Annotated in this window: 22 protein-coding genes; 9 read left to right on the top strand and 13 right to left on the bottom strand. The window is 43.0% G+C overall.

Annotation, left to right across the window (positions count from 1 at the left end; genetic code table 11):
* The first annotated feature begins 7 nt into the window (after positions 1-7).
* Both V7K60_RS32270 and V7K60_RS32275 read left to right on the top strand, forming a co-directional pair.
* Positions 8-520, top strand: a complete 513-nt coding sequence (locus V7K60_RS32270; RefSeq protein ID WP_334931914.1) for a GNAT family N-acetyltransferase — start codon at positions 8-10, stop codon at positions 518-520.
* A 63-nt stretch (positions 521-583) separates the two neighbouring features.
* The gene (locus tag V7K60_RS32275) at positions 584-1,399 is read left to right on the top strand and encodes a class I SAM-dependent methyltransferase (protein WP_334931916.1); all 816 of its coding nucleotides are present in this window, start codon (positions 584-586) and stop codon (positions 1,397-1,399) included.
* Between the two features lie 191 nt (positions 1,400-1,590).
* On the opposite strand, the gene V7K60_RS32280 is transcribed toward V7K60_RS32275, so the two are convergent.
* Positions 1,591-2,775 carry an LLM class flavin-dependent oxidoreductase gene (locus V7K60_RS32280; RefSeq protein ID WP_334931918.1) on the bottom strand — a complete coding sequence of 395 codons (1,185 nt, stop codon included), beginning with the start codon at positions 2,773-2,775 and terminating at the stop codon, positions 1,591-1,593.
* Between the two features lie 436 nt (positions 2,776-3,211).
* Here V7K60_RS32280 and V7K60_RS32285 point away from each other — a divergent pair, with 436 nt between their 5' ends.
* The 3 genes from V7K60_RS32285 to V7K60_RS32295 are packed head-to-tail and all read left to right on the top strand — an operon-like array spanning position 3,212 to position 5,980.
* Positions 3,212-4,027, top strand: coding sequence for a hypothetical protein (locus V7K60_RS32285; protein WP_334931920.1), 816 nt, complete (start codon positions 3,212-3,214; stop codon positions 4,025-4,027).
* A gap of 48 nt (positions 4,028-4,075) precedes the next feature.
* Entirely contained in the window at positions 4,076-4,879 is an 804-nt protein-coding gene (locus V7K60_RS32290; protein ID WP_334931922.1) for a hypothetical protein, read from the top strand.
* Positions 4,880-4,906: 27 nt separating this feature from the next.
* Complete coding sequence (locus tag V7K60_RS32295) at positions 4,907-5,980, top strand: aliphatic sulfonate ABC transporter substrate-binding protein (RefSeq protein WP_334931924.1); 1,074 nt, start codon at positions 4,907-4,909, stop codon at positions 5,978-5,980.
* A gap of 184 nt (positions 5,981-6,164) precedes the next feature.
* On the opposite strand, the gene V7K60_RS32300 is transcribed toward V7K60_RS32295, so the two are convergent.
* Together V7K60_RS32300 and V7K60_RS32305 are read right to left on the bottom strand one after the other, a co-directional pair.
* Positions 6,165-6,836: an NAD(P)H-dependent oxidoreductase gene (locus V7K60_RS32300; RefSeq protein ID WP_334931926.1), complete on the bottom strand. Its 672-nt coding sequence runs from the start codon at positions 6,834-6,836 to the stop codon at positions 6,165-6,167.
* Positions 6,837-6,956: 120 nt separating this feature from the next.
* Positions 6,957-7,916 carry an EamA family transporter gene (locus V7K60_RS32305; protein ID WP_334931928.1) on the bottom strand — a complete coding sequence of 320 codons (960 nt, stop codon included), beginning with the start codon at positions 7,914-7,916 and terminating at the stop codon, positions 6,957-6,959.
* Positions 7,917-8,021: 105 nt separating this feature from the next.
* Between V7K60_RS32305 and V7K60_RS32310 the strand changes: the two genes are divergently transcribed.
* From V7K60_RS32310 to V7K60_RS32325, 4 genes are all read left to right on the top strand, one after another.
* On the top strand, positions 8,022-8,477 hold the full coding sequence (locus V7K60_RS32310; protein ID WP_334931930.1) for a MarR family winged helix-turn-helix transcriptional regulator: 456 nt from the start codon (positions 8,022-8,024) through the stop codon (positions 8,475-8,477).
* A gap of 380 nt (positions 8,478-8,857) precedes the next feature.
* On the top strand, positions 8,858-9,439 hold the full coding sequence (locus V7K60_RS32315; protein WP_334931932.1) for a beta-class carbonic anhydrase: 582 nt from the start codon (positions 8,858-8,860) through the stop codon (positions 9,437-9,439).
* 84 nt (positions 9,440-9,523) lie between these two features.
* On the top strand, positions 9,524-10,486 hold the full coding sequence (locus tag V7K60_RS32320) for an ABC transporter permease (RefSeq protein WP_334931934.1): 963 nt from the start codon (positions 9,524-9,526) through the stop codon (positions 10,484-10,486).
* An 81-nt stretch (positions 10,487-10,567) separates the two neighbouring features.
* The gene (locus V7K60_RS32325; RefSeq protein ID WP_334931936.1) at positions 10,568-11,521 is read left to right on the top strand and encodes an ABC transporter permease; all 954 of its coding nucleotides are present in this window, start codon (positions 10,568-10,570) and stop codon (positions 11,519-11,521) included.
* 41 nt (positions 11,522-11,562) lie between these two features.
* On the opposite strand, the gene V7K60_RS32330 is transcribed toward V7K60_RS32325, so the two are convergent.
* The 10 genes from V7K60_RS32330 to V7K60_RS32375 all read right to left on the bottom strand — a co-directional run bounded on the left by V7K60_RS32330 (position 11,563) and on the right by V7K60_RS32375 (position 22,887).
* Entirely contained in the window at positions 11,563-13,320 is a 1,758-nt protein-coding gene (locus V7K60_RS32330) for a peptide ABC transporter substrate-binding protein (protein WP_334931938.1), read from the bottom strand.
* 221 nt (positions 13,321-13,541) lie between these two features.
* Positions 13,542-14,495 carry a D-2-hydroxyacid dehydrogenase gene (locus tag V7K60_RS32335; protein ID WP_334931940.1) on the bottom strand — a complete coding sequence of 318 codons (954 nt, stop codon included), beginning with the start codon at positions 14,493-14,495 and terminating at the stop codon, positions 13,542-13,544.
* A gap of 165 nt (positions 14,496-14,660) precedes the next feature.
* A complete protein-coding gene (locus V7K60_RS32340; RefSeq protein ID WP_334931942.1) occupies positions 14,661-16,022 on the bottom strand; it encodes an LLM class flavin-dependent oxidoreductase in 1,362 nt (453 codons plus the stop codon).
* 98 nt (positions 16,023-16,120) lie between these two features.
* Positions 16,121-17,311, bottom strand: coding sequence for an acyl-CoA dehydrogenase family protein (locus tag V7K60_RS32345; protein ID WP_334931944.1), 1,191 nt, complete (start codon positions 17,309-17,311; stop codon positions 16,121-16,123).
* A gap of 123 nt (positions 17,312-17,434) precedes the next feature.
* Positions 17,435-18,664 carry an SfnB family sulfur acquisition oxidoreductase gene (locus tag V7K60_RS32350; RefSeq protein WP_334931946.1) on the bottom strand — a complete coding sequence of 410 codons (1,230 nt, stop codon included), beginning with the start codon at positions 18,662-18,664 and terminating at the stop codon, positions 17,435-17,437.
* Positions 18,665-18,705: 41 nt separating this feature from the next.
* A complete protein-coding gene (locus V7K60_RS32355; protein ID WP_334931948.1) occupies positions 18,706-19,764 on the bottom strand; it encodes an LLM class flavin-dependent oxidoreductase in 1,059 nt (352 codons plus the stop codon).
* Between the two features lie 655 nt (positions 19,765-20,419).
* The gene (locus V7K60_RS32360) at positions 20,420-20,911 is read right to left on the bottom strand and encodes a hypothetical protein (protein ID WP_334931950.1); all 492 of its coding nucleotides are present in this window, start codon (positions 20,909-20,911) and stop codon (positions 20,420-20,422) included.
* 6 nt (positions 20,912-20,917) lie between these two features.
* Positions 20,918-21,112, bottom strand: a complete 195-nt coding sequence (locus V7K60_RS32365; RefSeq protein WP_334931952.1) for a hypothetical protein — start codon at positions 21,110-21,112, stop codon at positions 20,918-20,920.
* A gap of 125 nt (positions 21,113-21,237) precedes the next feature.
* A complete protein-coding gene (locus V7K60_RS32370) occupies positions 21,238-22,374 on the bottom strand; it encodes an aryl-sulfate sulfotransferase (RefSeq protein WP_334931954.1) in 1,137 nt (378 codons plus the stop codon).
* Between the two features lie 312 nt (positions 22,375-22,686).
* Positions 22,687-22,887, bottom strand: a complete 201-nt coding sequence (locus tag V7K60_RS32375) for a hypothetical protein (protein WP_334931956.1) — start codon at positions 22,885-22,887, stop codon at positions 22,687-22,689.
* Positions 22,888-23,126 lie beyond the last annotated feature (239 nt).

Raw genomic sequence — 23,126 nt, forward strand, 5'->3', positions numbered from 1 at the left:
GCTTTTAATGAATGACAAGATTATGCGAATTGAACTTGCATCTGCCAAACATGAAGGCATATTTAATGAATGGGGAAAATTTGATCGCATTGAAACAAAAACCTGTCGCCCTGTGATGGATGGTAAGAGACTGCCTTCTAATGACAAACCTGTAATTATTGCATTTCTTATTGATGAGTTAGAAGAACCTGTAGGAAAATTTAGATATTTTAATATTAACCCTCGCAATCGTTCGGCAGAATTTGGATACACCGTCAATCCCAAATATAGAAATCAAGGATTAGGCACAAATATGTTGGTTTTGATTATCAACAACTTATTTAAAACCACAGATTTTCATAAGTTTTATTGTCAAACTGCTGCTTTTAATATTGCCTCAATTAAATTACTAGAAAAGCTAGAATTGAAAAAAGATGGAATATTAAGAGAACACCATGAATTAGATGGCAAGCTGTGGGATGATTATATTTATAGCATTTTGCGTAGCGAGTGGGAAATCAGCAAAATATTCAATTATTAAATATCTGTAGGGTAGAGAATTCCTTACTTTTAACTCTTTCTAACCAAGCAATAAAGGATATATATGACTACGACTGTTTCTTTTGACAGAGTTTCTGATATTTACGATGCTACAAGAGGCTTTCCGCCAGGGGTTTCTGAGCAGGTGACTGACTTTATTTTGAACTTAGTTTCGTCAACACCAGAGACTAAGTTCTATGAAACGGGCATTGGTACAGGTAGAATTGCTGTTCCCATCGCTAAAAGGGGTTATTCATATACAGGTATAGATGTTTCAGAAAAAATGTTAGCGGAACTACATCAAAAACTAGAGGGTGTTTCCCACAAACTAACAACTGTTCAAGGAGATGCTACTGCCTTACCGTTTGAAGATAATTCTTTTGATGTAGCGTTGACAGTTCATGTATTTCATCTCATTTCGGCTTGGAAACAAGCACTAGCAGAAATTCGCCGCGTCCTGAAACCAGGCGGAATTTACCTCTATAGTCACGGTCAGGCTAATGCTACTGTGCCTAGTGAGGATACTCATCTTCAGAGGTGGGAATTTCTTCAGCGTTGGCGGGCTATTTTAGATGGCTATGGTCATCCTTTACCTCGTTATGGTGCGACTCAAGAGGAAGTATTAGCAGAATTGGAAGCACAAGGCGCAACTTTAGAAACAGTAATTGCAGCTAAATGGCCGTTTAAACAGACTCTTGGCAAACTGCTAGAAAATTATGAACACAAAACCCAAAGTGCATCTTGGGCAATTCCTGATGAGATCTTTGTCCCTGCTGTGCGAGATTTACGTGAGTGGGCTTTAGAGCATTTTGGTTCTCTAGATTACGATTTTTCTGAGGAACGCAGTTTCAAAATTGTTGTGGTACGTAACTGGGCTTAATCAAACGGATTAGTTTGAATCACAAAAATTATATACCTGACTTTTAAAATAAGTAAGGGTGTAAGAGTGCAGGGGTGTATGTATGTGTACCTAAAATCTTTACACCCTACCCTATACCCTTACACCACTTCTCTAACCCTCTTCTATCACTCTTGCGAGAGAATAATCTCAAAGCTTTATAGTGTAAGGATTTATAACCTGAGACCCGCCTGTTTCATCAGAGGTAGGATGCGATCGCCAAAAAATTCTAGGTCTTCCTTAAAATCATAAAAGCTCAATTGCAGACCGTTAACACCAGCCTTTTTCAACTGTACAAACTGCTCGACTACCTGCTGTGGTGTACCGATGACCTCGATATTACCACCAATAGCTCGGCGCTTTGGTGCATCTTTACCCACGCGACCCTTCCAAGCGTGCGCGTCACTATCGAATCTGCTAAAGCCCAAAGGAGCAGCTGGGTCGGCGTGGGCGACTATAGCATCGTGGTAAGCCCAAGTTTCGCGCTCAGTTTCGCGGCTGATTACCATCGGGTTGAGGAGTGTTCGGACTTTGCGGCCAATGTCGCGCGCAGCCTGCTTTACTCTTTGGGTATGTGTGGGTAGCACTTCAATGGCACTGGCAAAGTCAGAACCCTCTGGGCTGGTGATAAACACAATGTCAGAGTAGCGTGCAGCGAAGGAGATACCAGCGTCTGAGCCAGTAGCATTGACTAGCACTGGACGACCGTATTTCGGTTTAGGTGTAACGTAAGCACCATTGAGCTTCCATGAAGACTTGCCCTCAAATGAGAAGTTCTCATCGTCACCCCACAGGCGTTGCAGCACTTCGATGAACTCGGCGGCAATTTCATAGCGATGATCGTGTTCAATGCGTTTCCAACCAAACATCTCGTGTTCAACAGCGCGATGTCCAGTCACGACGTTGATGCCCCAGCGACCCCCTGATATATGGTCTAGCGTTGCGCCGTACTTGGCTAAGTGCAATGGATGAATTGGTCCATATAACACATGGATGCTAGAGATCAGCATAATCTTCTGTGTCAGGCTCGTGAGCGCAGCAGTGGTCACGAAAGAGTCTAGCGCTTGACCATTGAACACACCGCCATAACCACCTTTGGGTAGCCACTGTGACAGGGCAAACACCAAGTCAAAGCCCAGCGCCTCAGCGTGCAGCACAAGAGCTTTATTGTATTCAAAGCTCCAGTCGGTGGTGCGTGGTAGTGTGGAGGCACTCCAACCGCCTGCCTGGATTGGCAGAAACAACCCTAACAATATAGGCTGTTTCAATGCTTGAGAGAGGGGGCTTTGGGCAAAATCTGTCGGAGCTGCAAAGCGATCACAACCGACAATTGAACCGGGGCGGTGGCTAAGAATCATTGTTCAAATTGTGTATATAAAGTGGTTATAGCGTTTAATTTTTAGATTGATACAAATAGGAGGCAGTGCGCTGAGTCCAGCACTGCTCTAGGGTTTTCCTTGTTGAGTGCGATTACCGTCAACTGCCGTGCAGCTCTTGAGCAGAGGGTAAATTTCATTCTACAAATACTGGAATGTGCGCTGTTCATCTAAAGAAGCAAGCTTGAGAATATGCCGCTTGTTTTTTCTGCTCATATATGCAAACATCATTTTAAATACTACGGTATATTGACTAATTTACCGTAGTTAGCTGCTCAAGAAATTAAAAATTTACTGCCAAGCAAACTTTCAACGCTGATTACAAAGATTCTGAAAAGCTATGTCTGAGGGAAGTTACAGGATTTGGATTCCCGTTGACGGCAACTGCCTTATGAATTACGACACATAGGAGCAAAATATGACTGCTAGCATAGCTCGTCCAGCTTGGACAATTGAATTTGAAAATGAAACTATTGATAGGTTAATTGATAAACACGCTCCTCATATTCCGAAAAAGCGGTTGCAGGAGCCAAAAGCGATCGCCACAACAGAAGAACTAGAAAATTTCTACCACTTGCGGATTGGTGGTGCAGCCCATGACCTATTTATTGTTCAAGTTGTTGCCAATGTCATTGATAAAATTTCCGATCCGGAATTGCAGCTATTTTTAAGTCGGCAATTGGGTGATGATGGCGCACATGCAGAAAATACTCGTCGGCGTGTAGAGGCATTATTTGGTCACGATCCCATTGAGGATATCCGAAAGCAAGTGCAAAAGCACTGGGACTTTATGGGAGATGTGCCGCTACGTGGCTGGCTAGGCTTTTTAGCCTTCGAGCTGCACTATGAACATCATATTGTTACGATTGGCTCATTAAATCGACGTTTGTCACGCCTGTACGATCCAGAATCGACAGGCTTTGCTACAGCGAGAATCATTCCAGATGAAACATTCCACCGTGCGGGCGTTGCAGAGTGGTGGCTACGTAAGTTTGACCAAGCCTCATCAACTGAAAAAGCTGAGTTAGCAGCACAGGTAATAGAAGCAGACGAAGAAGTGCAACGCCGTCGGAATCCCTATCTCAAAGAGCATGAAAAGATTAGCCGTCGTGCCCTTGGAATTCAAGTTGAGGGAACAGATGTAATTTACGATACTTGGCGGCAAGAGGTACTGTCTTACTTCTTGAATATTCCAGTTTCCAAACTGCCCAAGCTCGTAAGCATTAAAGATTAGGAATTGGGTAAGAGTTATCACAATACACAATACCTCAAGGAAACAATTATGACTGCAACTTTGACTCGAACTTGGAGTGTAGAGTTTGAAAAAGAAACTCTGGAAAAACTATTTAGCAAGCACGCGCCCCATGTGTCATTGACTCGTGAACACCCTAGTCGTCCACCAATTACAGAAGCGGAAAAAGAGAATTTCTACCAATATTGGGCTGCTACTGGTGGTCATGATTTGTCTATTGTGCAAGCCGCTAGTAAGGCAATCTTGTTAATTCCTGACCCAGATTTGCATTTAATCTTGAGTAGACAAATTGGTGATGACGGTGCACATGCGATCGCTTTTCGTGAAAGAGTAATTGCTCTGACTGGACGCGATCCCATTGATGATATCCGTAAGGAAGCAGAACGCCATTGGGAATTTCTAGAAGACGTACCGTATCGCAACTGGCTGGGATTTCTGGCTTGGGAATTACACTACGAACATCATATTCTGCCCCAGGTGTGGTTCAATAAACTGACATCAAAAATTGGTGATGCGGTATTAGCAGCACAAAGTAGTGAACGATTCAGTGATGATGAAGCAGTGCATCGCGTGACAATTGCTAATTGGTGGCGTAAAAAGTTTGAGCAAGCCTCACCTAATGAACGAGTTGAACTTGCGGCACAATTATTAGAACTAGATGAAGAAATTCAGCAACGACGTGCTGCTTATATTAAACAGCGTTGGCAAGACGCGGAAAACTTTAATGGAGCCAATAGCCAAGGCATTGAACCAATATATGATGCTTGGCGTAAAGAAGTAATTTCTTACTTGCTAGATATTCCTAATCCTCAACTCACTTCTATCAGTGAGTAATTAAGTAGATTTAATCAAGATTCACTTATGTTTAATCGACTGATAAATCAGAGGGACTGGTTAAAGTTTTTTAAGCAACCAGGAATTCGCTCATTTGCTCTACTATTTGTCATAGGTTTAGGCTTGAGTTTGGCGATCGCTTCCTGTACTCCTAGTAATTCAGCTAATACACCTACAGAAAAACCCCAGACTAGCAAGTTAACAGTGCTGAAAATGGGGCATCAAAAAGGTATGGCACTGCTGAATATTATCAAAGCCCAAGGCAGCCTAGAGAAGCGCTTACAACCTCAAGGTATTTCTGTAACATGGAATGAATTTTCCTCGACTGCACCTTTACTTGAGGGAATGGGTGTAGGTGCGATTGTTTTTGGTGGTGGCGGTGGTACAGGAAGTGTCTTTGCTCAAGCCAGCGATAAACCTTTCGTGCGAGTGGCTGCGAGTACGAGTAGTACCAGAAGTTCAGCAATTCTAGTGCAAGAAAATTCACCTATCAAGTCTCTCGGTGACTTAAAAGGTAAGAAAGTCGCTTTTGCCAAAGGCGCGAGTTCGCAATATATGATTGTACGTGCGCTAAAAAAGGTAGGTTTAGAATACAGTGATATTAAACCTGTCTATCTAACTCCAGCCGAAGCTTTACCAGCCTTTGAGCGCGGTGATTTCGATGCATGGGTAATATGGGACCCTTATACTGCTGAAGCTGAACGTCAGCTTCATACTCGTCTGTTGGCAGATAATACTACAGTGTTTGGTGAAAAAGCTTCTATAGAAAGCTCTGCATTCTATTACGCTGCTCCAGATTTTGTCCGCGATCATCCAGACATTGTAAAAATAATTTTGCAAGAACTGGAAAAAGCAGGTAACTGGTCTAAAAACAACTACAAAGATTCAGCCGAACTCCTTTCCAAACTCTACAAAGTTGATTTAGCAACAATGGAAATTGTAGAGAAGCGGGGTGGCGATCGCAAGGTATTACCTGTAACTAATGAAGTTCTCACAGGGTTACAAAACATGGCAGACAGCTTCTACGAGCTAAAAGTTATTCCCAAGAAAATTGATGTCAAAGATAAAAACTACAACTGGGTTCCTGACCAGAAGTGGTAAAGCATACCTTTATGTCCGGGCTTTGTTGCATGAAACAGAAAAAGACACACCTTCTCTCAACAGAGTTGATAATTAGTCTTCTACTTTATAATTGTTCGGCTTGCCTAACTGAATCATGCGATTAAGTGTAGCACATAGGTAAAATTTACCATTTTCCCTATTTATGCAACAACGCCTGGAAAGTCTATAAATACTTACCGACAGCGATCGGCAATTCATTTTCAATAGTTTGCAGTCGCCGAGAAAAATCATCCAAAATACTGCCAAGGACGGTATCAGATTGGCGAACCGGGGCATAGACGATATGGGGGGAAAGCACATCAAAGCCAGTAAACTGAAGGATGCCTCGTTGGATTGGGCGAAGGATAGCATGGATATCACCATGAAACCCATCTTCAAGATAAGCATCTTTTGTTGCACCTACAGTTAATGAAAGTATTGCTTTCTTGCCTCGAAATCGACCTGTTTCATAAATGTGTCCACTACCATACACACGACCCATTGCAAAGACACGATCAACCCATCCTTTCAAAATAGCAGGCACACTAAACCACCACAGGGGAAATTGCCAAATCATCAAATCACACCATTCCACTTTCTGAATTTCAACTTCAATTTCTGGGGTAAAGCCTTCAACTTCAGTCGCGTACATCTCTTCGATTTGCTGTTTGAAGTAATCAGGATCTTTTGTAGAGAGAAAGTTGTGGCGATCGGATACGGGATTGAATTTCATAGCATATATATCTGAGTATTGAACCTCGTGTCCAAGTCCTTTGAGTGTATCAATTGCTCTCTGAAACAGCGCTCCATTAAAACTTTTGAGTTCTGGATGAGCAAAAACAATCAAAACCTTCATAATGTTTCTCCAAATCTGTGGAATTTGAGCTTTTCTTTGTCAAGAGGGTAGATGGGTGCAATACCACCGTGCTCTGATGATCGTTGGTTTTTTGATGCAAGATAGTTCGGTTGAAAATGACTACTTTGAAACTGAAGCGGGCTTTGCGGTTTGAAACTGCATCCAGGTGATTGCCACCACGATCGCAAATCCACCGACTATTTGCATTACAGTTAAGGTTTGACCAAACCAAACCCAGGCGAGAACACCCGCAATCACAGGTTCCAATGTGGCAGCGATCGCGGCTCGTTGTGCCTTAACCCGTTGAATACACCAGAAAAACAGCAGATAGGGCAGCAAATTTCCTGCAAGACCTACATAGATAACCTTCAAGATATTCTCCGGTGCAAGCAGCGTCCACGGAACACCTTGAGTCAACTGGTAGGCAAGCCAAACTAAACTGGCAACAGCAAACGTCTTCAACATCACACCAATGGTTTCCTTGGTTGTACTTACCTGTTCGCTCAACACAATGTAGGCAGCGAAAAAGATTGCCGTACCCAAACCAATGAGAATTCCTACCCACTCAATCGGTTCTCTGTGACTGGCAAATAAATTAGAAACCAGCAGCACTCCCACAACAGAAAGACTCAGGGCAACCAACACAGGTCGAGGAGGCAGAGATCGAGAAGTTAGAGCAGTCCATAGGACAACTAAAACGGGAGCCATAAACAATAGAACGATCGCAACAGCAACAGGCAACCGTTGAATTGCCAGGTAATCAGCACCCACCAGTCCCACGAGAATTAGCCCCAGGACAAAGTTTTGGCGGTTGAGTGGTCTTGCATGGGCACGTCCGAACAAACAATCTAGAAGAGCAAATCCAAATGTGGCGATTATCGCACTTCCTCCAGCTAACTCAAGTGGCTGCACACCGGCAAGGAATAAACCGTTGGCAACATTTGCCGCGATCGCCCAGGCAAACACAGTCAAGATCATTGCCAATAGCCCCAATTGATTTGGTTCCCATAAATTTGGTAAGTATTGTCCCAGGTTGAATCGAGATTTCCAGGCAGCAAGAAGCGGTTTGATTGCCATCATTCCAAACTCAAAAATATTTAAATTTTTGATAGTTTAACTTTCAACTAAAAATACGGTAGCACTGGATAGTTGAAATTTCAACTATTTTTTTGAGATAATTCTTACATGACCTCTACATCTCAACTGGACAATCAACGCAACTCGGTCTGGCGGCTCTTTATCACTGCCAACGTCAAGCTTCTTGATCGCATTGGCGAAAAGTTTTCTCAAGCAGGGCTGCCCAGCATGGATTGGTATGATGTGTTGCTGACGCTCAAAGAATCACCAGAGCATTGTTTGCGCTTGAGTGAATTAGCACAGAAAACCCTATTAAGCCGGAGCAATCTGACTCACCTAGTTGATCGCCTGGAAAAAGCCGGATTGCTCTATCGAAAAAGCTGTCCCAGCGATCGACGGGGTACCTATGCAGTGCTGACGGAAGCCGGATTAGAGATGCAACAGAAAATGTGGAAAGCTTACTCAGAGGGCATCGCAGAATATTTTGGTTGTTACCTAGATGATGAAGAACTTCAAGTGATGCAGCGAGTGTTAAAGCGAATGCTTGCCGCAGCTTCTAAATGAACCCAACAGAAGTGTTAGCCCACCACAAATAAATATGAAATTGGAGTAATAAAAGCCTGAAATGTTTACCAAGCAATAGTTTAAGATGACATTCCGCAGGAAAGACTTGAGATACTTCAGCCCAACCGTCAGTTCTCATATCCCAAGTTCTCACGGTACAGCTATCGTTGGTATCCCATAAACAACACGAATTAGACAGCTAGGGCTACAAGGCTGTAACTTGCCTTTTGTATTAATTTGTGGGACATTACTCTTTATAAAATACTAAATTTCTATCGATTTACTGTAGTTTAGACTGGTAATTTTATCGAAAATAGAGTCAATAGGTAAAAATTTAGCTTTTAGTTTACTAATCAAGTGCTTGCCTACACATACTAAAAATGAGCCAAATTATAGAAGAAGTTCTGGCAGCTAATCTTACTTACACTGAAAACTTCGGTGATAAGGGTAATCTCACCATACCTCCATCTCGTCGATTTGCAATTCTCACTTGCATGGATGCTCGACTTGACCCAGCTAAATTCGCTGGATTAGCTGAAGGGGATGCTCATGTAATTCGCAATGCAGGTGGACGTGCTAGCGATGATGCAATTCGCTCTTTAGTGATTTCTTACAAGTTACTTGGTACTCGTGAATGGTTTGTAATTCATCATACCAATTGCGGAATGGAAACCTTCACAAATGAAATCATCGGTAATTTACTTGCTAGTAGCCTCAAAACAGCCAAACTGGATGAAACAGGTTGGTCTGATATTGGGTCTGGGTCGGGATCAAGCGAAGGCAAGTTTATCAATTGGCTGACTATTGATGATCTTGCCAAAAGCGTTTATGCAGATGTGCAAAGAATTCGTTTGCATCCATTAGTTCCCCTTGAAATTCCTATTTATGGTTATATTTATAATGTCAAAACAGGACAATTAATTGAAGTTACTGAAGCTACAAAAGTTGGTCAAGTTGGGTAATTTCATCATCTCGAAGAAGAAAGTGTAGAATAAAAATACTAATCCCCAGTCTCTTCAAGGATACAGCTAGCCAATAGGGGGTCAATGAGTAAATATTTAATCAATCGATTACTAATTGCTATTCCGACTTTAATTGCCATCAGTATTGTGATCTTTACTATTCTGGCATTAGCACCAGGCGATCCAATGGGAGAATTTGCCCTGAATCCTTCGATCACAGCTGAAGTTCGGGAAAATATCAGAAAATCTTTAGGTTTAGATCAACCAATTTATATCCGCTATGTCAAGTGGTTTACCGCTTTTATCAGTGGAGATATGGGCTATTCCTTTACTAGCCGCAGTCCAGTAATTGGTTTAATTCTCCAACGGGTGCCGACAACCTTGTGGGTGGTTGGTTCTGCTTATCTTTTTGGTATATTGCTGGCTATCCCTTTAGGAGTAATTTCGGCTCTCAAACGCAATACTATTGTTGATACAGTTTTGACTACTTTAGTTTTTTTTGGGTTTTCTTTACCAACATTTTTTACAGGATTACTGTTTATTATTATCTTCAGTATACAGTTAAAATGGTTCCCTTTTATCTACAATAGTACTTTACAGGTAACAGATTGGCAGAGCTTTATCGCTCAAATTAAACAATCTGTTATGCCTATTTGTGTATTAGGAATTTTGCAAACAGCAATGCTGATGCGCTTTGTGCGTTCAGAGATTTTGGAAAATATCCATCAAGACTATGTGCGTACTGCTTATGCTAAAGGATTACCCAAATTCTTGGTTATCAATCGTCATGTTTTGCGGAATGCGTTAATTCCTGTAGTTACCTTAGTAGCCTTGGATATTCCAAGTGTCTTTACAGGCGCTCTAGTGACAGAAAAGGTTTTTCGGGTTCCGGGTATAGGTGCTTTATTAATTGATTCCATTTATAAGAATGACACACCAGTAGTCATGGCAATTACTTTTATATATGCAATTTTGATTGTTATTTTTAACCTAATTGCAGATATTCTCTATGGGTTACTAGATCCTCGCGTCAAGTATACAAAATAGCTAAAAAATTCAAAATTAATCAAAAATAGAGTCATTCCTCTGGCTGTTAGTAGTATACAAATTAAATATAGAACATCTTTTATGTTGAAGCGATCGCCTAATCAAAGTTCAGAACCATCCAAATTTTTAGTTTCTCCAGCATCAACCAATCTTGTTTTTAAGCAAGAAACCCTCACACAAGAAGCATGGGGCAAGTTTCGCCGTAATCGTCAAGCTATGTTTGGGATTGTAGTCTTGCTAATTATAGTATTAAGTGTTTTGTTTGGGCCATTTATTTATAATATTCCCCTCAACAAAATTGACTTTGCTCAATCCACTCTTGGCCCTAGTTGGGTACATCCATTTGGTACTAATGATTTAGGTCAGGATATATTAGCGAGAGTATTGCATGGCGGCAGAATATCGATCGCAGTCGGAATTTTTTCGATGTTAGTAGCCATGAGTGTCGGTACACTGATCGGCGCACTTGCTGGGTTTTATGGCGGCTGGCTGGATATTGTTTTGATGCGTTTGACAGATTTGTGTTTAGCTTTACCACGACTGCCATTATTATTACTAGTGATATTTTTGTTTCGGGACGCCCTCAAGGTGATTGCCGGGCCAGAAATAAGTATATTTGTGTTGATAGTACTGGTGATTGGTGGACTCAACTGGATGTCTGTGGCTAGATTAGTGCGAGCAGGTTTTTTGACAGTGCGGGAGTTAGAATTTGTCACAGCAGCACGCGCCCTTGGTGCTTCCCCTGCACGGTTGATTTGGGTTCATATTTTGCCCAACGTCATTAGTCCCGTACTAGTTGCTGCTACTCTTTCAGTAAGTACTGCGATCGTTACCGAATCAACCCTGAGCTTTTTTGGTTTAGGTTTTCCACCTGATGTGCCAACTTGGGGGCGAATGCTTAACGAAGGGCAAAACTTTCTAGAATATGCTCCCCACATAGTTATTTTCCCTGGCACAGCAATATTTCTCACTGTGTTAAGCATTAACTATATAGGTGATGCTTTACGAGATGCGCTAGATCCGAGATTGTCGTAAATTCATAGGGATTGGAAAACTCTTGCTTCATCCCCAATCGTTCACTTTAGCTGCCAATCTTTAATATTCCAGGTGCGATCGTCCCAAGGAGTTGAATCTATACCAGTGAGTCTGTTACTGACTCCATTAACATTAGCGCGAGAAATTAATGGAATTACAGCTTGCTCTTTAATTAACAAGTCGTTCATCTGAATAAATAATTGTCGGCGTTTTTGTGAGTCTAATTCTGTATTGGACTGTAACCAAAGCTTGTCATATTCAGGGTTACAGTAACGAGAACTATTCGGTTTAGACCAATTATTTTTCTTTTGGGAAATCTCATTACAAGTCCACGCCTTCAGATAACTACCTGGATCTGGGTTACTATTGCCACCACTAAACATTTGTAAATCAGCGTGAAAGTGAGCAAGAGTGTCTGGGTTAGCAGGGTCACTAGAAAAGAAAATACTTGAATCGATACTCTTGAGTTCTACCCCCACGCCAATAGAAGTTAGTGATTGTTTAATGATTTCCTGAGTTTTCTGGCGGACTGGGTTGACTGAAGATTGAAACAAAACCTTGAGCTCTACACCATTTTTATCCCGAATGCCGTTGCCGTTGGTATCTTTCCATCCAGCTTCATCCAATAAAGCAGCAGCTTTTTTCAAGTCAAATTCATATTTCGTATTGGTTGAATTATAAATATCTGGCGCTACCAGGATATTTGTAACAGCACGACCAGTTTGACCATATAACTGTTGATTAATAGTGTCACGGTCAATAGCATAATTAAAAGCTTGACGCACTTTCAGGTTTTTAAAAAAAGGATGGGGGAACTCTATGCTGGAGCGTTCACCGTCTTTGGTTTGTTTGTTAGGGTCAGTTTGATTAATAGTAATCCGTTCCAAATAAGAACCAAAGACGATATCTAATCTACCTTTTCCTGCTGCCTCCAGCTGCTTAAGAATTGGAGCTTCTACTTGGAGGTTCCAGGCAAAATCTGCATCTCCAGTCTGTAATACTGCTCTAGCAGCTGAAGTTGCATCCCCACCACCTTTAAGTTCTACTCGCTTAAAAAAAGGTTTATTTGCTTCGTGGAAAAAGGAATTAGCTTCATAAACAACAATGTCACCAGGCTTGAAGTCCACTACTTTGTAGGGGCCAGTTCCTACAGGAAGTAGATTAGCTGGCGCTTCTCTGGCGTTGCTACCGTTGTATTTCTCGAATATATGACGAGGTATGATTGACCCATTGGAACCAGTAAATGGCAATGACCAACCTGGGTTAGGCTCCTGGAAATTGATTTTAACGGTATAGTCATTCAAGGCTTCAACGCTTTTGACAGCTTGATAAGTAGCAGCAGTGGTTGCACCTACAGATGGATTACTAACAAATTGGTAGGTAAACACCACATCCGCAGCCGTAAAAGGTTTACCATCAGACCATTTGACTCCTTGTTTAAGTTTCCAAGTCACTGATTTACCATCTTTTGCTACTCCACCGTTCTCTAAAGAGGGGATTTCTGCTGCGAGAAAGGGGACTAGCTTACCATCTTTATCAAAGCTGGCCAAGGGTTCGTAAGTAATTCGACTGGCTTCAAAGTCTTTGTTACCTTGAGCTAGATGGGGATTAAGAATAGTTGGTGCTTGCCAATAGAGAAGCTTTAAGGTATTACTAGCAGCACTAGCATTACTTGCGGCTGTTGGAGTAGAGGCGGTTGGAGATTGAGAATTTGGAGAAGAACAAGCAGTTAGCAGCAAAATACTAAGCAACGACTGAGCAAAAATCTGACTCCTACTGAATTTATTGAATATGGTCATGTTGGATTGTCTCTAACGGTTTAAGCTAAATCTAAAGGGGCGATCGCCTAATTTTAGATTGTTAATTACGAATTACCCTTCGGGTGACGCTCCTGCGTCGCTAACGGTGCACTAACGGCAGTTGCTTCTCCTTATCCTTAGGGAGACGCTGCGCGTAGCTTGCTTCTCCGTAGGAGTACAAGTCGGGAAACCCACTGTTAGCGCCTGCCTCACGAATTACTCTAATATCCTGCTTGCTTATTGACTACATTCTGTAAGGGCTGACCAGCTCGGTAGCGCTCTAGATTATCGAGAAACAAGTTGGCGATGCGTCCTTTCAATGCTGGGGAAATTGCGAAAGTATGAGGTGTAATAAATAGGTTAGGTAACGACCATAGAGAACTTTCTGGTGGTAGGGGTTCAATAGAAACTGTGTCTAATCCTGCACCTGCAATCCAGCCTTCAGTTAGAGCCTTAGTTAATGCTGATTCATCTACAACCGCACCGCGACCCACATTAATTAAATAAGCATGACTGGGTAGCGATCGCAGTACTTTTTCATCAATTAAGCCTTTGGTTTCTGGTGTCAAAGGTGTCGCAAGAACTATATAGTCAACTTCTGGCAATAATGCGTGCCATTCATCTGTACCAACGATTTTATCAAAATTTGGTAACGGTTCAGGATGACGGCGACCACCCCAAACTCTTGCCCCAAATGCTTTAGCACGAGCTGCGATCGCCTGACCAATATTCCCAGTACCGAGAATTAACACAGTTGAATTTGCCAACTCTGGCAGTACCAACCAGCTTTTTCGCCAATTGCGTTGATCGTGAGCAGCTTGCAGTTGCCGTAACTGCTTGGCGTGATAGAGAATCAAAGTCAATACAAATTCCGAAATCGGAATCGCATGAACCCCCGCACCATTAGTCAGAATAATATCGTGTTGGAGAAAAATGGGTGTGAGGATGTGATTCACACCTGCACTAGGAGTCTGTTGCCAACGTATTCCAGGCGCAGCTGCTAGCACTTTATGTAGAGTAGTCGGCTTCAATTTGAACCCATTAAGATAAACTTCTGCATCACTAGCATCACCATCAAAATTACCATCACTATCTACTCGCACAAATTGCGTATCCGATGGTAGGTGTGGCTCAATCTCGGCGGTAAGCTCTATAGGTAGAATTAGTTTGACCACGGTTTAATCCTTCATAAAATTACTTTAATATCCTGCTGACTACTCATCTACCCAGCAATAATATTAGTTAGGTAGAGTAGACAGCGATCGCAATACGTTTTCAATTTAATTTTTGTTAACAGTCAACAATCATAAGTGAATTGCTCCTCCTGCCTCCTGCCTCTTTCAAATACCTACTGGTTCAGGTTGCCTGACAGGAGGTGTTAAGCTAGCTTTGCCCAGTAAGAGATGGTCACGCAGGGTTTTGCCTGTATACTCTTTGCGGAATAAACCCCGGCGCTGCAACTCTGGCACGACAAAATCGACAAACTCCTCAAATGCGCCAGGAAGATAAGCTGCTGAAATAATGAAGCCATCCGCTTCACCATTTTTAAAGCTTTCTTCTAGCTGATCGGCAATTTGAGTGGGTGTTCCCACCAAATGAGGGAGCAATATGCCTTCAGCGTAAAGCCTACCAATATCTCTGAGGGTCAAACCTTCTTTCTTGCTTAGTCTCAGAGCCAGTTCAAAAAGTCCTCTGATCCCACCAACTTGCACATCTTTGACTGGTTCATCCAAGGGAAGTTGGGAAAAGTCATAGTCCATGTGGCTGGAGAGAGTAATCAGTCCTGCAATCGGATCAACTAGTTGATTGTGAAAGGCTTGTTTCTCTTTTGCGATCGCTTCTGTTTCTCCAATAAAGGGAATTACTGCCGGAAATATCTTGATATCATCGGGATTTCGCCCATATTTCACAGCCCGTGACTTGACATCATCGTAGTAGGCTTTGCGACCTTCTGGTGTCGGGTCAATTTCAAAGATAATTTCTGCCCAACGAGCGGCAAATTCCTTACCTCGGTCAGACGAGCCAGCTTGCATGATTGCTGGACGAGCTTGAGGCGATCGCGGCACTGTCAATGGACCCTGTGACTTGAACCATCGCCCCTCATGGTTAATGTGTCTAACTTTGGTGGGGTCTGCAAACAAGCCTGTTTCTTTATCTAAAACTAATGCGTCTTCTTGCCAACTATCCCAGAGTTTATAGGCGACTTCGATAAACTCGTCCGCTTTGTCATAACGAATTTCATGTTCTAAATGTTCTTCAAAACCATAGTTTTTCGCCTCAGCTGTATTGTGGGATGTCACCACATTCCAAGCAATACGCCCCCGTGAGAGATGATCTAATGATGCAAAGGTACGAGCCAAATCAAAAGGAGCCGAGTACGTGGTGGAACGGGTAACGCCCAATCCGATGTATTCGGTTGCAACTGCCATCGTCGCCACAACAAAAGCGGGGTCAAGAAAAGCAGCACCTTGAGAGCCATAGCGCAGAGTGTCTGTGATACCTGCACCGTAACGACTGGGAATCATCAATCCATCTGCAAAGAACACAAAATCAAACTTGCCTCGTTCGAGAATTCGACCTAGATTTTGGTAAAACTCCGGTCGCAAAAAGTTCAAGTCATTGAGAGGATGTCGCCATGCAGGATGACTATGAGTTATGTGAGAGGCAATCAGAAATCCGGCTAGATGCAGTTGTTTTGTCATTAGGGATTGGGGATTGGGAATAGATAGTAGTATTTTTTACTCAAAATTCAAGCTTTAACTAGGAAGGCAGCTATGCAATCTCATGTCTCCTGCCCTTTTCACGTATACAAAGTGAAAACTGGGATTTGTTCGTTAAGTACCCAGTTGCCAACTTCGTGGACTTTGTAAACTACTGGATCATGCAGGGTATGAGTACGGACGTTGCGCCAGAAGCGATCAAAGCCATATTTTTTGGCAGCAGTACGAGTGCCTGTCACTTCAAAAATCTTGCTAGTTGTCTCTAGGGCAACTCGTGTGCTGAATACTTTCGCTGTAGCAACAGTAACGGCAACTTCGCCCCGTTCTTCGGCACTCAGTTGTTCTCCCTTCTCCCATGCACCTTGGATGACGGTGTTCACATAATCCACATGACTAATGGCTGCTCTCAAATCCACCCACAAATTACCGTATTGCTCGATGATATAAGGGTCTTGGGAAGCTTTTTCAGCAGGCGAAAAAATCCAAGGACGGGTTGTGGAAAGGGTATACTTTCGGGCTTGTTCAAATGCTCCTAGTGCAATTCCCAGGTAGAAGTTGACAAACACAATTTGGATGAGCGGGCTAACCAGAGTAGCGAATGGGCTAGGATGATCGGTGGAATCGGGATTTCCTAGTACTTCATCTCGATAGACGAGAACGTTGTGAAACTCGACGCTACCGCTATCGGTTTGGCGCTGTCCGATGTAGTCCCAATCGTCATTGAAGACGATACCTTCTCGATTCTTGGGCAGAGGCGCAAAGAGAATTTTACCCAAGTCTTCGCGGATGGCAGCAATCACTACGATATCTCCGCTTCTTGCACCAGTGGAAAAGTTTTTAGTGCCATTGAGACGAAAATTTTCTCCATCTGGGGTAAGGGTCAAGTTAGGGTCACGAGGATTAACCGAATCACCCCAAAGCCAATTATTACGAGCGGTTTCAGTGTAATATTTCGCTATTTGCTCTGGTCGCCCAAGCAATCCAGTGTTTGCTAGATTCACGTAATGATAGCCAATCAATTGAGCAAGGGAACCATCACCTTTAGCAATTTCTCGTACTACTTGCAAAGCAGTAACCCAGTCGCTACCAAATCCGCCATACTCTTGTGGAACCAGAAGCTTGAGCAAACCACTTGCACGCAGACGATGCAGTTGTTCTGTAGGAGTCCCTCCTTTGATATCTCTCTCAACTGCCGTTTGAGCAAACTCTTCGGCGATCGCACTAGCCAAAGTGATATATTCTTTTGATTCTCTAGATGCTGCTACAACCATATTCAGTATCCTTATTGATGAATTTTGAGTTTTCTAGAATAAGTTAGATATCGCTTCTAAATACGGTAAGTCAATGAGTTTATAGTAGTTTTTCTGATTTGTGAATTGCCCATACCCCACGAATTAAAATGCACCATGACGAGGTGGATTAACGCCATTGAGGTAATAGTTACCCACGTTGATATACTTCCAGCGCACGGGATCGTGTAAGGTATGAGTGCGAGCGTTGCGCCAGTGGCGATGATGGTTGAATTGCTCTAAGGTGGATTTGGTACCACTTAGTTCAAAAAATTTGTTGGTGATAAAAATACAGGCTTCATCGGCAAATGCTTTAGCTTCGGCAACTGCGATCGAAGCTTCTGTGGCGCTGGTTGGAGTTTGCTCTTGAAAAGCGCGATCGATAAACTCTCCGGCTCGCTTTAATAATGCCTCTGCGGCATGAAGTTTCACTGATATTTCACCTACGCCGTAGATGATTAATGGTTCTTCATAGCCATGTTCAAAGTCTGTTTCTATCCACGGTCGAGTATAGTTACGAATAAAGTGAATAGCATCTTTATATGCTGCTTTAGCAATGCCGACATCGACTGCGGCATGGATGATTTGGGCAACGGCTCCGATGGTTGTTTGTTCTTCAAATGCTAGATAATGGCGCAGGATATCCCGCTCTTGTACTTGGATATTCTCAATGATTGTAGTCCCACTGGCAGTAGTACGCTGTCCCATCCCTGACCAATCATCAATTATGTTTAAACCAGGGTTATGGCGAAGGGCAAACACAATTACGGTTTTGTCATCATCGTCTAATGCAACTACCGGGACAATATCGGCAAATAAAGCTCCAGTCGAGTAAAACTTTTTGCCATTCAAAACATAACCTGTATCCGTGCGCGTTAGACGAGTTTTAAAAGCTACAGCAGTTTTAGTGCCAACTTCGGTAAAAGCATTGCCAAAGCGTTTACCTTCCAGCACTAGCCTGAAGAAGTGACGCTTTTGCTCTTGAGTGCCATTAAGCCGAATTGCCTCTACCATATAAAGGTGATTTTGGGGGATTTGTCCAATGCTGGAGTCAGCTTCAGACAAAAGTTTGATCACTTCTGCTAAGGTGACATTAGAAACACCAGCCCCGCCATACTCTTTGGGGACAGTGATTCCCTGGAGTCCGCTATTTGCCAGTTTTTCTAACTCTGTATAGGGCAATCTCCGATCGCGATCGCGTTCTGCTGCCTCTTGGGCAAATTCTGTCGCTAATTGTTGGGCTATTTCAATGGCTTCTTGATCGCTAGTAATAATATGTGCAGTGCGTTCCCGATTAGGGTTGTCATAGGCATCGCTTGTGAAAATTTGAATCATACTGACTTTCTCCTGGACATAAACTTCAAATGTCTCTGAGGTTATACTACAGGTTGTAAGCGTTTAACCCTTGGTATCACCTCTGCGGCAAAGCGATCTAACTCCCGTGCAAAGGGATAGAACTGCAACATAAAGGTTTCAACACCGATGTCTACAAAGTCAAGAATTCGAGATGCCACTGTGTCATAACTGCCTACTAAACCAGCCGCCGTACCACCGTTAGTACCTACATGGGGATACTTCTCAAAAGTTTTGAACATAACGGTAGCGGGATCATTTCCATTCAAGATGTTTGGCATATATGGCTCAGTTTCCTGTGCTTGCAAAAATGTCAGCCGCTCTAGTTCTTCTTGGGCTTCTTTGTCAGTTGGACGAGCAATAATAAACGCTGACATCCCAAACCGTAGCGGCTGGAGTTGCTTGCTCCTTCTGCGGGAGACATCAGTAATAATCTTGCGGACTTCTGCAATCGGCTGACCATTAATAAAGAAGACATCTGCCTCTTGAGCCGCTAAGGATCTAGCTGGATCTGATTCACCCCCCAGGTAAACTCGTGGACGAGGTTGAGCTAGAGGTGTTGGGCGATAGCTTAGATCCTGAATTTGAAAGTATTCGCCTTGATAGTTTACTCTTTCGCCACTCCATAGAGCCTTGACAACTTTAATCCAATCTTCAGAGTAACGGTAACGTTCATCATGTTCAGGAAAGGGAATACCAGCCTTTTCCATTTCTGTGCGAAACCAGCCACTAACCAAGTTAATGGAAAATCTGCCATTACTAATAGCATCAATACCCAGTGCCATCTTTGCTAAGACAGCAGGATGAAATAATAAGGGCTTAATTGCTGCAATAATCTCAATTTTTTCAGTGGCTTCAGCGAGGGCCGCTGCTGCTGTCCAGGTTTCTAGTTGATCAAAATCTTGGTCGTAACAATTGATGATGTGTTGTGCGAGGAGAGTAGATGAAAAACCTACTCGTTCCGCTTGAATCAAAAGCGATCGCGCCCTAGCATAACTGGCATCAAATGGATCTTCGGGTTGATTTAGCGGTCCCCAGTTTCCATAGACCGGAATCCAAATTCCATAGCGTGGTTCAGTCATGGTCGCTTTGCTCCAATTTAAATGAGAACTACCAGTTACAAATCAGTTATTCAAAATATCTGCGATCGCTGCTTAATCCTAATTAAAAAGACTCTCAAAAGACTACAAATTTTAGAGCCAAATATCCATTTTTTATGTTCATAAACAAAATCATGCTTTTCACACATATTTTGTTTATTAAACAGACATTCAAAGAACTGGCAAAATTAAACTAGGTTCATAAACTACGGTAAGTCTATCGGCTTAAAGCTGTTAAATGATAAACTAGGAAACACTTTACAAGGCTAGGTAAGGCAAGTCAAGCTTTTCTTGAAGAATGTCAGATTTTGGTGTTTGTTCTCGCTGTTCTCTTTACCATTGCCAATATGACAGGCACAGCAGAAGTCTTCAACCTTCTGATTTTACTTGGGTTGCAAACGAGATATGGTCATTTTAAGGCAGGCGACAGCTTCAAAAAACAAGATAGGGTCATTTTTCATCAAGACTGAAGACGATTGGCGGCTTTCAAACCAACCTAAGACACATACTGTAAAAGGGGTTACTGTGGCCGGGTAGCAAGACTATATCGCTATAATTCAAGAGATACGGACGTGTGCCTCTCACTTTTATGATGCTTGAGGAATTAACAGTCAACTGGGCTATATTGAATAGCAAATTAAGCCATCCACTCAGTCCACTGGGGGGCATCTATAACCAGTTGAGCAAACTTTTGAAGGTAAGCATCCTCAAACTCCAAGATCACACCCAATCGCTCATCACCCGTTAGCGTACTGAGTAGTTCTTTAATAGATTCCATTCCGTACTCAATTCGTTCAATTACCAACTGAGCATAATATTTCACCCATTTCCACCAGGATTCATGAAGTATTTCCACTTCTTCTACTTCTGTGTCTATATCCCCCCGATTATTATCTCCATCTTCATTAATGGGGGGTGTAGACGGCGCATTAATTCCATACTGCATCTGCATTCTAGCCGCATAAGCCGCCTGAAGCTCAAGTGACTCTTGGCGTTTACGTTCCTTCTCTTCCCTTTGCCTCTGCCGATAAGAAAGTACCTTCTGGATAAACACGACATCCTCAGTATTCAACCGATGATACCTAACCCTCTGACCATCCTCCTGTGGTCTTCGTGACTCAGTAGACAAACCGAGTTACGAGAGGAACTGTCCCAAAATCCACAAAGCAGACTCTGATTGCGGGATAGTGAGGTTGAGAACCCCCAAAACGTGAGATGCGTTGCGTTTCGAGAACTCTGCCAAAACTTGAATCATCGCCTCGTCGCCTTTAATCTCAACCCCAGCCATCAGATCCATCAACACCGCTCTCAGCCCCAGCCGATGACGCATTAACCATGCGAAGAAATAAATTTATTTGTCTTCATAACTAAAGTCAGGGGCTTGTACCTTTAATTACGAATTACGAATTATTTGGTTAAGAGTTGCGCTTTGCCTGACATGATCGCAAGGAGTGGTTAAAGCCAGGGGATCTGAGATTTGGCGTAGCGGTGCGATCGAAACACGCTGTTGTGATGACCTGGCACATACAGACGGGCTGCCGCTTCGGGATATTCCCTAAAGTAAGGAATGATGTATTCCCACACGACTTTGCCATCCGGCGTGACCTCAAACAGCCGACCCGTTGCCGCCTCAGTAATATGCGTATTACCATTTAGCAGTCGCTGGGCTGACCCCATGTAGGGCGAAAAGAATGCAGTGCGTAGCTCGTCGGTATATTCCCACTCAATTGTTCCATTGATAGGATTCACCTCAATGACGCGTGAGAATGGAGTCGCAATCCCAGGTCGGAAATTGCCGTTATCGAAAATCAAGATATTGCCATTGTCCAGTTCTATAGGCGTATGCTGTTGGGCAACCTGGTCAGGACCAATCTGCCAGACAATATTCCCTGTGCGTTTGTCTACAGCGAGCACACCCGATGTCGTTCGCAGGCTGATCAAGACCAACTCTCCTTGCGCCAACCAAAGCCCATTGATCAACGGCCAGTGATAGCGGTCGAAACCCGGATAGATCGGAAAATCTGCGGGGTTAAGATGTTCCCAGACGCGCCAGAGCCAGACTAGTTCACCGGCTCGGTTCACCTGCTTGATCACATCTGCGTAAATCGTCCCATCTGGCAGATTATGAGCAGTACTGCCACCCACAATCTGTTTGGCAAAATCTAATGGCAGCGGCTCAACTGTCGCATAGAGCAGATCGCCGTTGGGCAACCACTGTGCATCGTGGTGATGGAAATAGTCGGTGTATTGCCATACTATTTGTCCATCAGGTGTTACCTCAAAGAAAGCGCCTCCATGCCACAGTGACCAGGCGGGGTAGAGGTTCGGTGAATCGGGGTGATTGCCGTTGTAGCCCATATTGCCATTAGGCAGAAGCACAGCATCTCGTCCCGGACGATAGGGCAGTTGCCAGGTGTGGACGATGGTTCCCTCGATGTCAATCAGATAAACCTTGCCTGCGTCGGTTTGGGGCGCAAACAGTGTATAACCACCCGCACAGCGGCTGTAATCGACTGCAATTAATCCCACTCCCCGTCGCCGCAGCGTCACTGGGTCAACATTAGCCGCCGTACCAGTTGCAATATCAGTCACTTTCCATCTCTTTAAAGGTGAATTTAGAGGTTGCTTCCACTGCCGCCAATGACGGTCACCAGAATAAATTAAACTACTATATTTTGATCAATTTATCGTATTTTTATATGCATTGTACAGCATTGTAGGAGGCAGCACAATTGTTATCGAGTATCAAATTAAAAATTAAATGTCGCCAATAGGTTTAAGTGGAGGATAATTTTATTTTACTTTTACTCTTCTATCTCAATGGAGCAAGAGGATAGTCGCTACGATTAAACAATTGGGTCAAATTTGACACTTACCCAAAACAGACACGCAGTTGGTAGACCTTTAGTCTACTACCATCAGCCAATCGCCCACCACAGACATACACGCGCTATCATTATTAATCCAAATCTGCCACTGCTCCAAATACCCATTCCAGTCAATATCTTTAGCATTAGCTATCTTACGATAATGCTCATACCGCCACAATTGTTGGGCGCATTCTGTAGCTGATTGTGAAACAGCATGAAACATGTAACCGTTCACAGCATCAATTTGAGGTGTGATTAAAATGGGTTGTAAATACAGATAAAATATTATTAATCACTTCCAATTAATTCTTAATAACCCAATTGAATGACTCGATTTGTACATGAGGAATTTGCTCGCATATTACCTTGAAGAACTGTTAAAACCTTATGGGGGACATAATCAAGATAGCGACAGCGGAATTTAAGATTGATGGAAATTGTCAGCTAAAATAATGAGGATAGTTATAGTTCTTA

Source organism: Nostoc sp. (assembly GCF_036917555.1).
Lineage (GTDB): Bacteria > Cyanobacteriota > Cyanobacteriia > Cyanobacteriales > Nostocaceae > Nostoc.